Source organism: Viridibacillus arenosi, assembly GCF_001955655.1.
GTDB classification, from domain to species: domain Bacteria; phylum Bacillota; class Bacilli; order Bacillales_A; family Planococcaceae; genus Viridibacillus; species Viridibacillus arenosi.
In genome coordinates this window covers 152,244-167,092 of the sequence record NZ_MSPW01000004.1, presented here as the reverse complement: position 1 = coordinate 167,092, position 14,849 = coordinate 152,244, and the positions used below count along the sequence as shown (strand labels likewise).

Sequence of the window (14,849 nt, the reverse complement as noted above, 5' to 3'; positions counted from 1 at the left end):
CATTCCTTTGTTTGGCTGCAGCAAGAAAGAAGATAGAAATAATTCCCAAAACAATGACTATAGATCCTATATATGCCCCATTCATCGGAACTAAAACCAATCGTAGCATTTAAAATGTAGATCATTGTTATCATCGTCATAAACACACCTGAATAAGAGAAATCCAGTAGTTTTCCTCTGCTAATAATAAACACATTGTCTCAACCCATGATTTCCTTCTATTATAATTGTAGGTGTAGAAGGAAATTCTAAAAAATAAAAAAGCTATCTACTCATCAAATTTGATGAATAGATAGCTTTCATATTTTTATTACCATAATATCGGCTTTGCAACCATAAACCATAGCATAATTAACAACAGTACAATATAAATCCAAACAGATTTCACTAATTTATTGATAAACTGCTGCTGATCGAATTCTGGTGTATTAAATGTACGAATAGTTGGCTTAAAGGCACTTGCCAAAAAGACGATTGAGCTAATCATTACAGCAAATGTCATAACAATCCATGACGTCAGCATGTTCCAACCACCTAGCCACATAGCAAGCAATCCAGTAGTGACGAGAACATGGCCCGCATGCTTCACAATACGAATGGCAGTTGAAAATGTCCCCACATATGCTTCCAATGCATGGTGATTATCCGTCGTTCGCATCTTCTTCAGCATCGGTAACAATACAAAAAATGGCCCAATCGACAAAATGGCACTAATAACATGTATAAAAACGATTATTGAATATATCATTTGATCGAATCCTTTAAATGGTATTTACTTTTCGATATTCCTTCTATATTCACGATAATTGAAAAGGTAATAGAGTGCAATGTCTGAATTATGAACAAAAAACTATGTTGTTTTATTCCACAGTCATAAGCAAAAAAGTAGCATTTCCATGGTTTAATCATATACACTTAAACTAGTGTTAATCTAATGTAAATTACTTATTAAAAAATCGTAAATTGGACTGGTTTTTTAAATTTCTGTAGTACAATGCAGATATAGGTGAAACCATCACATAAAAGGTTGCACTTTAGCATATACTTAAGATAGAGGAGAGGATTTTTATAGGTATTCATAAATTTTTTACAAGCTTAAACGACTTAGAGCGAATTATTCGCTGTCCCGGACGCTTCAAATTCGAGGAGCATAATGTAGCAGCTCACTCTTGGAAAGTATCACAATACGCTATGTTCTTCGGCACCTTAGAGGAAATGAATGGCGCAACGATCAACTGGAAATCTTTATATGAAAAAACGATCAACCATGATTTCGCAGAAGTTTTCATTGGTGATATTAAAACACCAGTTAAACATGCATCACCTGAGCTCAAACAAATGCTGGCGCATGTGGAAGAGAAAATGATGGAAAAATTCATCGTCTCAGAAATTCCAGATGAGTTCCAAGCCATCTTCTTTGACCGTATGAAGGAAGGTAAAGATGCCACAACAGAAGGTCGTTTACTTGAATTCGCAGACAAACTCGACCAATTCTACGAAGCATTTGCAGAGCTAAAACGAGGGAATACTGATTTAGAATTTGTTTATATGTATCAAACGGCTTTAGAAAAGTTGTTGCGTATCCCACTGCCAACAAGTGTTGCATACTTCAAAGAAGTTATGTTAGCAGACGTTATTGCTGAAGAAACGCAAATCGATATTTACTCATTAACCCATGAAATTATCAATAAAGCCTAAGCCTTGGAAATAAAAAGGCGAAGAGCTTTTTTATTTTACCCCGATTTCATAAAAAAACTGAAAAACTGTAAATCCCCTAACACTTTAGGAATTCACAGTTTCCCCTTTACTTTGCTTCTATTTTATAAAACTCTTTAGGAATTGGCCCTACATTACGTCGATGATAGAGTAATGGCTCTTTTTCTGTATTTTCAATATTAATGACGTGCCCGATTAAAACAGTATGATCACCTGCATCAACTTGTTGGACTGTTTCACACTCTAGCACTGATAATGTATCATTCAAAATAGGTAATCTTTGTACAGACTCTTGCCATTTACATTGACTAAAACGATCTTCAATTTTACTTGAAAATAGGTTACACAGTTCTTGTTGATCATTTGCTAAAATATTTACGGCAAATTTTTTCGTTTTCATAAATTCATTATATGATTTTGATTTTTTATCGATCGACCATAAAATGAGTAACGGATCTAGAGAAACAGATGCAAAAGAATTCACCGTTAATCCAAGAGGTTCATGATTTCCATTGAATGTTGTTACCACTGTAACGCCTGTAGGGTAGTTACCTAAAGCTTTACGAAACGCTTGCTGTTGCTCTGACATATTATTCACTCCTATTTTTCAATTCCTTTTATTATGATATCTCTATCATATGTTTATTTTTAACGAAAGGGTTCGGTCAAGAGTATGACGAAGAATTTCTTATTTTATAAGTTATTTTACAATAATAATTCGCAGGTCGAGCGACTGTATTTCTTTCTCCCTGGGCGCAACAGTTGGCTTTCCAAATGGTAATTGCGCTATCAGTTTCCATCCTTTTTGAATTCCCCACTGCTGACAGATTTCAGATGAAAACGTTGGAATATAGTGCTGCAAACTAGCGCCAAACCCTTCGTACTCCAATGAAGTCCATACTAAGTATTGCAGTATTCCTGATGATTGATGCGACCATTCAGTAAATTGTTCATGAAATGATGGGAACTTCTCCTGCATTGATGCAACTACTTCATAATCCTCAAAAAACAATACTGTCCCATAGCCACTTGCAAATGCATTAAACTTTCTCTTGTTTTTTTCTATGTGTTCTTCCGCTAATCCTTCTTTGATTGATTCAAAAATCACTTGCCAAAAGTCTTTATTGCTATTTCCAAGCAATACAACTAATCGACCTGTTTGAGAATTAAAAGCCGATGGAGTATTTGCCACAGCTAATTGGACAATCTCCTCAATACGTTCATCAGAAATCACAAATTCATCCGTAATACCATAAATGGATCGTCTTTCTTCTATCGCAGAATAAAAATCACCTGACATTTTAAGAACCTCCTTCCTACTCTGCTATATCAAATCTGTAACATTTCACTAATGTATTAAATTTATAAAACTCTTTGGTTTGATCTCTTTGAAACCCAAGCCATTCATACAATCTAATTGCATCTGACATTTTATCTGTGGTATGCAAATAAAGAGACTCAGCTCCTTTTTGTTTAGCATACTCTATACTTACTTTTAACAGTTCTTTTGCCACACCTTTCCCTCTAGCAGAAGGATGCACTGCCAACAAACGTACAACAGGAGTATGGATTTCTAACTCAGGCAAACCATATGCTTCTTTAGATGAAGAAAAAATTTGTAATGTTCCTAAAATATTATCGTTGCTTTTCGCTACTAAAACGCGGTCCAAATTAGGGTTGTCTAATGAAGTTCTAATCTCCCCAATATACGTATTCCAAACTTCCTCATTTTCATAACTATCTTTATATTGTTCATAGCTTTTCACTAAAACTTCACGTGTTGCATCCTTTTCTTGTTCTAACAAGACATCTATTGCAATAATACTCCCCATTATTCCTGACCCCTTTCTAATTTCATTTAAATTGCACTATTATTATAGGATTTCGCCTTTTTCTCTACGGCATAAGATACCCATTCTATAATTGCTGTAATAATCCAGTATAAAAGACCAGCTGCTATGAAAGCCTCCAAAAACTTTAAATTTTTGGAAGCGATTATATTTGCAGCACCTGTAATTTCTTTTTGAGATACTAGAAAAGCAATTGATGTAGTATGTAAAAAGCCGATTATTAAGTTTGTAAAATTAGGAATAGACTGAGCTAATGCTTGAGGTAAAATAATTCTTTTCAGTACTTGAAATGTATTCATCCCTATTGCATACGCTGCCTCTATTTGCCCCTGAGATACACTAGATATCCCTGATCGAATAATCTCAGATAAATAGGATCCCGCTGTTAAAGATAAAGCGGTTATGACAAACAAAACAATAGGAATAGAGTTAGATTGTATAGGTAAATGTAAATATTTTATTAATATATCCAGTAATAGCGGTACACCAAAATAAATTAACATAATATGCATAATTGCAGGAGTTCCTCTAAAGAAAGAAACATAACCATTAGCTATTTGACTTAAAAACCTCAAATTATATGCTCTAATCATTGCAACAGATATTCCGATAAAAAAACCAATAATAATAGGTGTAAATGTAAGAATTAGAGTTAACGGGGCAGCTTTTAATAGTTCTTTGAATGCAATCCAGATAAAAGGAAAGTCAATTGTCATATTACTTTACACCCCTTCTCAAATAGTAGCTGTTTCACTTGGTTGATAACGATTTAAATATCTCTCCGAAATTTTAAATGCTTTCTCTAAAATCACTACAACAATGTAATAAACAATTGCTAATGAAATATACACTTCTAAAGCATGTGCAGTTGAAGCGATTAACGTCTCGCCCCTCCCCATCATATCCATTACACCAATTGTAAAAGCTAAAGAAGTATCTTTTAAAGAACCTATTATAGAATTTGAGATATTAGGAAATGCGATTCTAATTGCTTGTGGAAATATAATTCTATAGAAATTTTGAAAACGAGTCATTCCTATTGAATAAGCTGCTTCCGTTTGACCATAATTGATAGCTGAAATGGCACTGCGAAATATCTCTGCAAAAATTGCTCCATTGCTTAGTGAATAAGTAATAATAACGAAATAGAGTGCATCCATTCTTGTAATATCTATATTCCATATCATTAAAACTGCTGGTAGCCCATAGTAGACAAGGAATAACTGAATAAGTATAGGTGTACCTCTAATAAATGATATATATAAAGTAATCAATTGCTTTAATATTGGAATATGAAACAACTTTGGTATAGCCGCAACTATACCAATTAAAATTCCAAGTATTATAGAATAAATTAAAATTTCTAGAGTAATACCCAAGTATTTTATTAATGTAGGAATAAATTCAATAATTAATGCCGGATCAAATACTTTCCCCATCCACTCGCTTCCTTCCAAACTATTATTTAAAACTCAACAGAATAATCTGCTCCTAGCCATTTCTCGCTCAATTTGCTAACAACTCCCTCTTTCTTTAATTCTCTAAGTGCCTCATCCACTCTATTTGAAAGTGTTGTTTCATCCTTATTTAGCAAGAAATACACTTTAGAATTTAGTAATGTTTCCCCAACTACTTTTTGCTGTGCATCTGCTTGCTCATTATAAAATTCAGCTGCAAAAGGTGTTGAAATAATAGCATCTATACGTTTTGTTTTAAGTTGATTGATAATATCAGTTGTGTTAGTCCCGTAATTGATTTTTGCTCCTAAATTATGTTTTTTATTGTATTCTTCAATGAAAACGGCTGAATTACTAGTTGGAGTAACACTAATTTTTTTCCCTGCTAAATCATTAATTGATTTAATATCATTATTGCCTTGATGAATAGTCACCTTTAACGGAAAAACATTATAAGGTTCTTTATTGAATAAAAACTTTTCTTCTCTTTCTTTATTCACTTCCATTTGATGCGCGATAAGGTCAATTTTTTCAGTTTCTAAGCTTAATAATAAATTTGAAAACTCCATCGTCTTAAATTCAAATTCATATTCCGGTAGCTTTTCATCTATCGCTTTTACAATTTCGATATCATACCCCGTCAACTTTCCTTCATCATTTATAAAACAGATATTTGGAAACTGAGTACCCGTACCAACAATGATTTTCTGAACCTTTGTTGAACTTCCTTTATCATCCACTGACTCTGCCTTTGATGAGCAAGCACTCAATAAAGCTATTACAAATAAAAGACCCCATAACCATAGTTTCTTCATTATTTTCCCTCCCACTTAAATAACTAAATATCTATTTGTTTACTTGGTTTTAATCCAAAACAAATACTTCATCTAATGCTTCTTGCAAATGCTCTATTCCTACTTCCGTTACTCCACGATATACATTTCCTTGACCAATTTCTACAACAGGTACGTGACGTACACCGTATTTTACATCTAAAATATCTCTTAAATGATCATTATTAGTGACATCCACTGTTTTATAAGATAACTCTTTGTCAACTAAATATTTTTTTACATCATCACAATAACTACAGCCTTCTTTTGACCAAATTATAATAGATATATTTTCTGACATGCTATCTACCCCCGGAATATAATATTTTTTTTATAGCTATTATATTGATACTTCTTTGCGTACCATTGTTGCTAAGGATTTTGGACTTAATAATTCAAAGGACTTTAAACGCTCTTCACTTTTAGGTATAGGTGTATGTAAAATAAATTCATCTATACTGTATAACTGATGCAGTTGGTCTAGCGTACTCTTCACTTCAGTAGCTGTGCCAGCAATTATATTCGCTGCATATTCCTTCACCTCATAATCCTGACCGGACTCTTGGCCGAATTTGTCTGCTGCTTCATACGAATTTAAAGTCAAACTACGTCCACTCGCTAAATGTACTTTTACAATCTTTTGGTTCTCAGCTAAAATTCTTGCTTCTTGTGAAGTTGGTGCTGCAATTGTTGCTACAGCTACAATGAATTTTCCATTCGTATTATTTTCCTTATAGACTTTTGATGCCTCAGCAATAATACTGTCATCACTATTAATAAAGCGTGCAAATACAAATGTTATTCCTAATTCCCTAGCTAATTTTGCACTGTTTGGACTAGCACCTAACAAATATAATTCCTGTTTATTAGGTGGTATTGGAGTAGCTTGAATTCCTGCTAGTGGGTGCGTCGCGGGAATTTTGTCATCTATTAATTGCTGTAAGAATATTAAACGTTCCTCAAAATCTTCACCATTATTAACAGTTCCATATTGTAGAGCTTTCGTTGATAAAGGTAATCCACCTGGTGCTTTGCCAATCCCTAAATCTACACGTCCCGGTTCTAGAGTAGACAATACATGAAAGTTTTCTGCTACTTTATATGGACTATAATGTTGAAGCATCACACCTCCAGAACCAATTCTAATTCTTTTTGTTTTAGCTAATAAGTAAGATACCAATACTTCAGGGGATGAACCTGCAACATCAACTGAATTATGATGTTCTGATACCCAAAATCGCTCATACCCCCAATCTTCTGCAAGTTGTGCTAGTTTTACTGACTGTTGCAAAACGTCATGATTAGAAGATCCTTCAATGACTGGACTTTGATCAAGTATTCCAATTTTATATGCCATCGTTCCAACTCTCCTCTTTTCTCCTTAAATGGAATAATCCAACTCGGGAGTCATCCTTTTTAAGAATTGTCTTGTACGTTCTTCTTTCTGCTCAACAAATATATTGTTTGGTGTCCCTTCTTCTACTACAACACCATTATCCATAAAAATAATTCTGTCAGATATTTCTCTAGCGAAGTTCATTTCATGAGTCACGATAATCATTGTTTTTCCTTCTTTAGCAATTTTAGCGATTACTTCTAAAACCTCTCCGACTAATTCTGGGTCTAAGGCTGATGTAGGCTCATCAAATAAAATAACATCGGGATTTAAAGCAAGTGCCCTAGCAATTCCTACACGTTGTTGCTGTCCTCCTGATAATTGACTAGGATAGGAATCTATTTTATTTTTTAGCCCTACTTTTTGTAGCACTTCTAATGCGATTTCTTTCGATTCCTTTGCGTTTCTTTTTTGTACTACAATTAAACCTTCCATTACATTTTGCAGTACTGTTTTATGTTGAAATAAGTTATAGCTTTGAAAAACCATCGCAGATTTTTTACGCAAATTATTAATTTCTTTTTTATTTACCTTACCAGAATTAATAGAAATATCACCGAGTGTTATAGTGCCGCCATCTGGCCTTTCTAAATAATTTAAACACCTTAAAAGTGTTGTCTTTCCAGATCCACTTGGTCCTAAAATTGAAATAATCTCGCCCTTATCGACCTCGATATTAATTCCTTTTAGCACTTCATTATGCCCAAAACTTTTACGTAACTCTTTAATAACAATCATCTAATACCTCCTCTCAATACTTTTATTCAAAAATCATTACTATTCAAATTGAATAACTAGGTATTAATCTAAAAATTTTAAACAGTTTGCTTTATATAGCGGCTTTGTTTGAATGGCAATCCTAAATTCCCTCTTAAAGTATCAGCTTCATAGTCCTCTCGATAAATACCACGATGTTGTAAAATTGGTACAACTTTATCAACAAAATCATTCAATGCGTCTGGCAATGTAGCTGCTATAATAAAACCATCTGCTCCGCGCTCCTCAAACCATAGCTGTACTAAATCCGCAATTTTTTCAGGTGTACCGATAAATTGTGTACGTGGTGTTGCTTCTCGCAACGCAATTTGACGTAAAGTTAATTTTTGCTCTATTGCTTCTTTCTTTATACGGTCTGTATGACTACGAAAGCTATTTGCGCCTATATCACCTAAATCAGGGAATGTTTCATCTAGTGGATATTGAGAAAAGTCGTGATGATCAAAGTAGCGCCCCAAGTAGGCTAGTGCTCGTTCAATAGACACTAAATTTGCTAATTCCTCATATTTTGTTTCTGCTTCCTCTTCAGTATCACCAATAATCGGAGAGATCCCTGGCAAAATAACAACTTCATCAGGATTGCGACCAAAGGTTTTAACTTGATCTTTAACATCCTGGTAAAATTCTTGTGCTTCCTGCAAAGTTTTAACCATTGTAAAAATGGCATCGGCATCTTTAGCTGCTAAGCGTTTTCCTGCTTCTGATGAACCTGCTTGGAAAATGACTGGCTGCCCTTGCTTTGTGCGACCTATATTCAACGGTCCTTGTACAGAGAAGAATTCTCCTTGATGATTAAGTTGATGTAACTTAGATGGGTCAAAAAATTGATCATTTTCTTTATCCCCAACAAATGCATCATCATCCCAAGAATCCCAAAGACCTGTTGTAACCTCTAAATACTCTTCCGCAATGCGATAACGTTTTGCATGGTCAGGATGTTCATCAACAGTTTTATTGTAATTTAATGCTGTGTTCTCTAATGGGGTTGTTACGACATTCCAACCTGCACGACCATTGCTAATATGATCAAGTGAAGCAAATTGACGTGCAATAGTAAACGGTTCGCTATAAGAAGTCGAGACTGTACCAACAAGACCTATTTTTGAAGTAACCGCAGCTAACGCTGACAAAATAGTTATCGGCTCAAAACGATTCAAGAAATGTGGAATTGATTTCTCATTTATAAATAGACCATCTGCTATAAATACTAAATCAAATTTCCCTTTCTCTGCCTTCTGTGCTTGTTGCGTATAAAAATCTAAATTTACACTTGAATTTGTTAACACTTTTGGATGACGCCATCCTGAAATATTACCACCAACACCATGAATAATCGCACCGAATTTGATTTCTCGTTTTTCAGCCATACTAATACCTCCCATTTTCAATTCCGCATAATTTTTAATCACAAGTTAACTGATAAGAATTATACGTTTTCTAATTGTGGATAATACTAACATTTTTCATATAGAGCTGACAAGAGTAATAATGATAGGAAAAATTAATAATTGATTAAAAATTTCTATCAATCTATTTTCCATTATAGAAATGCATTTATAGAGCGATTTATATCCTTGCGTAGTAGTTCAACCGCTTCACTTTGAAAATATGTTAAATAGACATGTTGCTTAATCAACAACAAATGAGAAGTATCTATTTCTACTAATTCACCTCTTGCAAGCTCATCCTTCACACATAAATAAGGTAAGAACCCAATACAATGTTTATTTTTAATGAGTGATTTTGCTACTTCTAAATGATCTACTTTAAATTCAATAAGAGGTTCTACCTGCTCTACCTCAAACAATTTATAAATCAAATTCCAATCAAAAGCACCACACTCAAAAAACACCATTGGTTCCTCTGCTAGTACTTTTGCGGTGATTATTTTCTTACCTAATAAAGCATGTCCAGGACTAACGATCAATCTCACTGAATTATCAAGCATACTATCTTGTTGAATACCTTCACTTGTTAACTGTTTCATAAAAGCCATATCAATTTGCTTATTCAACAACTTTTCTAACAGCACATCATTTGTAGCAGATACAATTTTAAAGCGTAACTCAGGATTTTGCGTTTTCCAAAAAGACAAAGCAAATGGAATAAAGTATTGAGAAGTTATTATATTTGCCCCAATTACAATTTCATGCTGATTCTCCCGATGTTTCATCTGCTGTTTTCCATCATTAAATGTTTGGATTATTTGCTGAGCATATGGAATAAAATCCTTCCCCTGCTGAGTTAGTATTACTCCTCTTCCTTGCCTTTCAAATAATTCAGTATTCAATTCACGTTCCAATGTTTTAATCCGTGCTGTAACTGTAGGCTGTGATAAGAATAACGCCTTCGATGCTTTATGAAAACTCTGCAAATGCACGACATACATAAAGGCTTCTAAATGATCAATATTCATCTATTTACCTCCCTTTATTATTCCATTTTTCAGTCTTAGTGTACTCGAAAAAGAAAGTAAATACTATGTAATCATCATTCTTGCAGTTACAGCAATTTTGCAGTATTATATGAATACAGGCTGCATTGTTCGTAATCATATTAAGTTTTAACCTTTAAGCTGTAAAAGGGAGTTTTAATTGAGGAAGGATTGGCATGCCGCATTCCATTGTTAATGCGGACAAACATGAAACCCTCTGCGAACACCCACTTTGAGGAGTGGTGGTTTAAAACTTTCAATATTAAAAAATTACGGCATACGCGGCTTATTAAAATTAAATTATCAAACCAGTTTCCTTTAAGGAAACTGGTTTTTTCATTCTATTTCGACTTTCTATTCAAATCCTACTATTGCTAAAAAACGTTCACTTAGTACGGTGCGTACATTCATGAACGTTTTTTTCATTTTACTATCTCTTCAAACAATCTCTGTGAAATTATGCGCTTTTCCATCCAATGCTTTAGCAGAAGTTGATATTTCTACAAAGTCTTGTATTGCTACATTGATTTGATCATGCGTCTCCTCCACACTTTGAGACACTCGGTTTATACTTCCTGTTACTTTTTCAATTTCCAAAGTAATTCCTTCAACATTATCCCTCACTTCGGAAATTGAATGAGCTACCTTTTCAGACAGTTTTCTTACTTCCTTTGCAACAACATCAAAACCTCGACCATGCACTCCTGCCCTAGCAGCTTCAATTGCCGCATTTAATGCTAATAGATTTGTTTGGGAAGCAATTTCACGAATGGTTTTCACAATCCCTTTAATAGAATCAGCCTGACTTTGTAAACTCACTAAATTAACTGTATTTTCCTCTGATTCACTTGCTATACGATTAATCGTCTCACGCAATTCATGACTTCTCATTATTCCGGCTTCGGAACGATTATGTAGCTGTTTGGACATGCTCTTTAAATCGTCGGCTACTTCCACAATCATATTCTGACGCTCTGTTATATTAGTAGCTATTTTTGATACACCTACTATTTTATTACTATTTTCAGCAAAAATAGGCATATAGGTAGCTTCTAACCATACTCGATTTCCCGTTGCATCCATCCGTTCAATTTTATCTTGAAAGCTTCTCCCAGATAGTAGACTTCTCCAAAATCGTTCATAGGATACACTGTTTACGAAGGATGGAAAGCAAAATTCTTTATGATTCTTCCCGTACATTTCTTCTACACTATAACCTAATGTTTGTGCAAAAAGATTATTTACGTATGCCACTTTTCGATTCAAATCAAAACGTATTATTGCTAAATTATTTTCAATGGCTTTCACTACAAGTTCGTCTGTCACCTGATTCTCCAACACATTCATATTATTCAACCCCTTATATTTGAATATTCATGTCATTATTACTCAATGTATTTCACTTTAATTTAACTATGAAAAAGCCATCTAAGTTGATTGAATATATTTATTATCCTCGTTCCAACATACCAACTCTGCGATATATCTAAAAATTTTTAATGATTCTATTGCCTACTAAATAGTTCAATTATGTAAATCTTATATTCTATAAATATTTTAGAATTTCCCTTTCAAAACTATACGGCTTATCTTTTGAACCAAAACGTTGAACAATTTCTCCATTTTGATTCACTAAAAATTTCGTAAAATTCCATTTTACGCTTTTCCCTAAGAAACCTTTTGAATGAGAAGTAACATATTGAAATACTGGGTGTGCATCCTTACCATTTACATTGACAACTTCATGCATTGGAAATGTAACCCCATACGTAAGACGACAGTTGGCAGCTGCCTCTTCTGCAGATGCTACTTCTTGATGAAATTGATTAGACGGAAACCCCAACACAACAAAGCCATCTTTTTTATATTTCTTATATAGCGCCTCAAGTTCATCAAATTGTGGACTAAATCCGCATTTTGTTGCTGTATTAACTATTAACATAACCTTTTCTTTATAACGATCCAAGCTATATTTTGTCCCATCATCCAATCTCACTTCAATATCATAAATACTCACATTTATCCCTCATCTCATTTAATTGTGTTAATAACTTGTTTAATTCGTTTAACCGTGATTTCAATACCCCGTCTTGCACTATTAATGTTTCACATTCCGATACTTTATTGAGAATTTCTTCGGTTATTAAGGATTCTTGTATTTGTGCTTTTTCTGTAAGCGACACAATAATAGCTCGCTTATCTTGAATAGAAATTTCCTTTGTCACCCATCCTTTATCAACTAACTTATTAATTATCGGATTTAGTGTCCCTATGCCTAAACACACTTTTTCACTAAGCTGTTTCACTAATAATTGATCCTTCTCCCAAAGAGCTAAAAGTACCAAATATTGTGGATATGTTAAGTCAAAAGGTTCTAAAACTTGGCGATATAATTTTGTAAATTGATTTGCTGCTTTATAAACTTCAAAACAAAGCTGGTTGTCTAATTTAAATGATTTATTCACATTACTCTCTCCATAAATATATATCGTGTACGATATATATTTTATTTTATATTTCGTGAAATGTAAATTTTTAGTTAAAATATCTTTTCCAATTCTATAATAAGACTTTTTCTTTATGTAACTGCGGATGAAAGCGGACGTAGAACAAAAACAATTTACCTTCGTCTGAATCCATCTGTTTCGAGTACAACAGCAAACCTTCGCCTCCGTGTAGGTTCGGGAAATAATATATTAACCAAAGCCTTAGATTTGAACTAAACAAAAAAAGTTGTTCAATTTAGAAGCGATAACAATTAAAGAACCTATTTGGGAGGTTAACTTTCAAATAGGTTCTTTTTATCTCTACTATAATTGTTGCATATGCTTTTCCATTCCTTCACTAAGCATGTAAAATACTTTATAACATAATAAATCTATAGAGGAGGCACTTCATGCTTAAACGTTTAGTTATCACTGGATACAAAGCACATGAACTTGGTATTTTTAATGATCAACACCCCGGTATAACGATTATAAAGAAGGCATTACATAATCAATTGATTTCCTTAATTAACGATGGATTAGAATGGGTTATTTTAAGTGGACAACTCGGTGTAGAAACTTGGGCAGCAGAAGTTGTACAAGAACTACAAATAGAATATTCAGAGTTAAAATATGCGATTATCACACCTTTTCTGGATCAACAAAAGAATTGGAATGAACAAAAACAAGAAAAATACGATATGATTGCGGCAAAAGCAAACTTTGTGACGAGTTTAACGAAGCGACCATATGAAGCTCCTTGGCAATTTATCGAGAAAAATAAATTCCTTATAAAAAATTCAGATGGTATTCTCATTATTTATGATGAAGAAAACGATGGTTCTCCTAAATATATAAAAAAGCTTGCCGAACTGTATGCCGACAAGCATGATTACACGATCCTCAACATTAACGCCTATGATTTACAGATTGTTGCTGAAGAAGAACAGATGAAAGAATGGGACTAGTTTTTAGAGGAGAGTTTTTTTAGTTCTCAATGAAATAGTAACTCCACAAACAATTACAATTCCACCTAGTAACTGGACTATTTCAATTGGAGTTCCCAGTACGATTAAACCCACAACCATAGCAATAAATGGTTCCAAGTTCATCAATAACGAGGCATTAGATGCTCCTACTTTTTGAATCGAGTTATTCCAAAGATAAGTACATAGGCCGTGCATAATAATCGCTGTTACTATTAATAGTAACCAATATGATAATGATACAGTAAGGGCTTGCTCCATATACTTCCACTGCACAAATGGTAGCAACCCAATTAAACCAAAAATATTACTATAAAAAGTTATGACGCCAGTTGGCATCGATTTTGATAATTGTTGAACAAAAATGAGGAAAATAGAAAAGGATAGCATTGTTAATGTTATTAATAACTCACCTTTACCAAAGTGAATTGTCACAAAGGAACCATTCGTTATGACTAGCCAAACACCAAGTAGGGCAGCTAATGAGCCGAACCAAAATACTTTTTTCTTTCGCTCCTTAAAAAAGACTACAGATAAAATGGCCGTCATTATAGGGGATAACGCTAAAATAAGAGCAGCTTTTACTGGTTCTGAATATTGTAAACTGGCATAAAAACTCCATTGATTGAGGGTAATACCAATAAGCCCCGCAACAACTAATATTAGAAGCCCCTTTTTAGATAGCCTATAATTTCTTACTTCTCGGTAAGTAATGCTCCATAAAAATAGCACTATAAAAATTAATCGAATAAACGCAATAACACTTGGAGCAAATACATTTACTAATATTGCACCAAAAATAAAATTACTCCCCCAAGCAAAAACACAACAAAATAAAATAAAATACGTAAATAATTGGTTTTTCATAAAAATACCTTTCTATAATTTTTCAGCCTTCACAATAACTCTAGAAA

At 33.6% G+C, this 14,849-nt stretch carries 18 protein-coding genes and 1 other RNA gene; 3 read left to right on the top strand and 16 right to left on the bottom strand.

What is annotated here, in order from left to right; translation table 11 throughout:
• Positions 1–310: 310 nt before the first annotated feature.
• The gene (locus BK137_RS09615) at positions 311–748 is read right to left on the bottom strand and encodes a hypothetical protein (protein WP_038180492.1); all 438 of its coding nucleotides are present in this window, start codon (positions 746–748) and stop codon (positions 311–313) included.
• Positions 749–1,068: 320 nt separating this feature from the next.
• Here BK137_RS09615 and BK137_RS09610 point away from each other — a divergent pair, with 320 nt between their 5' ends.
• A complete protein-coding gene (locus BK137_RS09610; RefSeq protein ID WP_038180495.1) occupies positions 1,069–1,698 on the top strand; it encodes a YfbR-like 5'-deoxynucleotidase in 630 nt (209 codons plus the stop codon).
• A 106-nt stretch (positions 1,699–1,804) separates the two neighbouring features.
• Here the strand turns inward: BK137_RS09610 and BK137_RS09605 are convergent, their stop codons facing one another.
• The 11 genes from BK137_RS09605 to BK137_RS09555 form a co-directional block, all read right to left on the bottom strand.
• Positions 1,805–2,305, bottom strand: coding sequence for a flavin reductase family protein (locus tag BK137_RS09605; RefSeq protein WP_038180497.1), 501 nt, complete (start codon positions 2,303–2,305; stop codon positions 1,805–1,807).
• A 111-nt stretch (positions 2,306–2,416) separates the two neighbouring features.
• The gene (locus BK137_RS09600) at positions 2,417–3,016 is read right to left on the bottom strand and encodes a nitroreductase family protein (RefSeq protein ID WP_038180500.1); all 600 of its coding nucleotides are present in this window, start codon (positions 3,014–3,016) and stop codon (positions 2,417–2,419) included.
• A gap of 16 nt (positions 3,017–3,032) precedes the next feature.
• Positions 3,033–3,548: a GNAT family N-acetyltransferase gene (locus BK137_RS09595; RefSeq protein WP_038180503.1), complete on the bottom strand. Its 516-nt coding sequence runs from the start codon at positions 3,546–3,548 to the stop codon at positions 3,033–3,035.
• 26 nt (positions 3,549–3,574) lie between these two features.
• Positions 3,575–4,282, bottom strand: a complete 708-nt coding sequence (locus tag BK137_RS09590) for an amino acid ABC transporter permease (RefSeq protein WP_038180506.1) — start codon at positions 4,280–4,282, stop codon at positions 3,575–3,577.
• 18 nt (positions 4,283–4,300) lie between these two features.
• Positions 4,301–5,005: an amino acid ABC transporter permease gene (locus BK137_RS09585; RefSeq protein WP_038180508.1), complete on the bottom strand. Its 705-nt coding sequence runs from the start codon at positions 5,003–5,005 to the stop codon at positions 4,301–4,303.
• 26 nt (positions 5,006–5,031) lie between these two features.
• Positions 5,032–5,838 (bottom strand): transporter substrate-binding domain-containing protein, encoded by an 807-nt coding sequence (locus BK137_RS09580; protein WP_038180511.1) that lies wholly within the window; start codon positions 5,836–5,838, stop codon positions 5,032–5,034.
• Between the two features lie 49 nt (positions 5,839–5,887).
• Entirely contained in the window at positions 5,888–6,157 is a 270-nt protein-coding gene (locus BK137_RS09575) for a glutaredoxin family protein (protein WP_038180513.1), read from the bottom strand.
• 39 nt (positions 6,158–6,196) lie between these two features.
• Positions 6,197–7,213 carry an LLM class flavin-dependent oxidoreductase gene (locus BK137_RS09570; RefSeq protein WP_038180515.1) on the bottom strand — a complete coding sequence of 339 codons (1,017 nt, stop codon included), beginning with the start codon at positions 7,211–7,213 and terminating at the stop codon, positions 6,197–6,199.
• Positions 7,214–7,237: 24 nt separating this feature from the next.
• On the bottom strand, positions 7,238–7,990 hold the full coding sequence (locus tag BK137_RS09565; RefSeq protein WP_038180518.1) for an amino acid ABC transporter ATP-binding protein: 753 nt from the start codon (positions 7,988–7,990) through the stop codon (positions 7,238–7,240).
• Between the two features lie 77 nt (positions 7,991–8,067).
• A complete protein-coding gene (locus tag BK137_RS09560) occupies positions 8,068–9,396 on the bottom strand; it encodes an LLM class flavin-dependent oxidoreductase (RefSeq protein WP_038180520.1) in 1,329 nt (442 codons plus the stop codon).
• Between the two features lie 173 nt (positions 9,397–9,569).
• Positions 9,570–10,445 (bottom strand): LysR family transcriptional regulator, encoded by an 876-nt coding sequence (locus tag BK137_RS09555; RefSeq protein ID WP_038180523.1) that lies wholly within the window; start codon positions 10,443–10,445, stop codon positions 9,570–9,572.
• 114 nt (positions 10,446–10,559) lie between these two features.
• On the opposite strand from BK137_RS09555, the gene ssrS reads away from it, so the two are divergent.
• Positions 10,560–10,755, top strand: a non-coding RNA gene (gene ssrS, locus BK137_RS09550) — 6S RNA.
• Positions 10,756–10,901: 146 nt separating this feature from the next.
• On the opposite strand, the gene BK137_RS09545 is transcribed toward ssrS, so the two are convergent.
• From BK137_RS09545 to BK137_RS09535, 3 genes are all read right to left on the bottom strand, one after another.
• Positions 10,902–11,810, bottom strand: coding sequence for a methyl-accepting chemotaxis protein (locus BK137_RS09545; protein WP_038180526.1), 909 nt, complete (start codon positions 11,808–11,810; stop codon positions 10,902–10,904).
• A 199-nt stretch (positions 11,811–12,009) separates the two neighbouring features.
• Entirely contained in the window at positions 12,010–12,480 is a 471-nt protein-coding gene (locus tag BK137_RS09540) for a glutathione peroxidase (protein WP_038180530.1), read from the bottom strand.
• The gene (locus BK137_RS09535; protein ID WP_038180533.1) at positions 12,467–12,928 is read right to left on the bottom strand and encodes a MarR family winged helix-turn-helix transcriptional regulator; all 462 of its coding nucleotides are present in this window, start codon (positions 12,926–12,928) and stop codon (positions 12,467–12,469) included. Before BK137_RS09535 ends, BK137_RS09540 begins: the two co-directional genes overlap by 14 nt.
• A gap of 431 nt (positions 12,929–13,359) precedes the next feature.
• On the opposite strand from BK137_RS09535, the gene BK137_RS09530 reads away from it, so the two are divergent.
• Positions 13,360–13,917: an SLOG family protein gene (locus BK137_RS09530; RefSeq protein ID WP_038180536.1), complete on the top strand. Its 558-nt coding sequence runs from the start codon at positions 13,360–13,362 to the stop codon at positions 13,915–13,917.
• Positions 13,918–13,920: 3 nt separating this feature from the next.
• On the opposite strand, the gene BK137_RS09525 is transcribed toward BK137_RS09530, so the two are convergent.
• On the bottom strand, positions 13,921–14,802 hold the full coding sequence (locus tag BK137_RS09525; RefSeq protein ID WP_038180537.1) for a DMT family transporter: 882 nt from the start codon (positions 14,800–14,802) through the stop codon (positions 13,921–13,923).
• Positions 14,803–14,849: the final 47 nt, after the last annotated feature.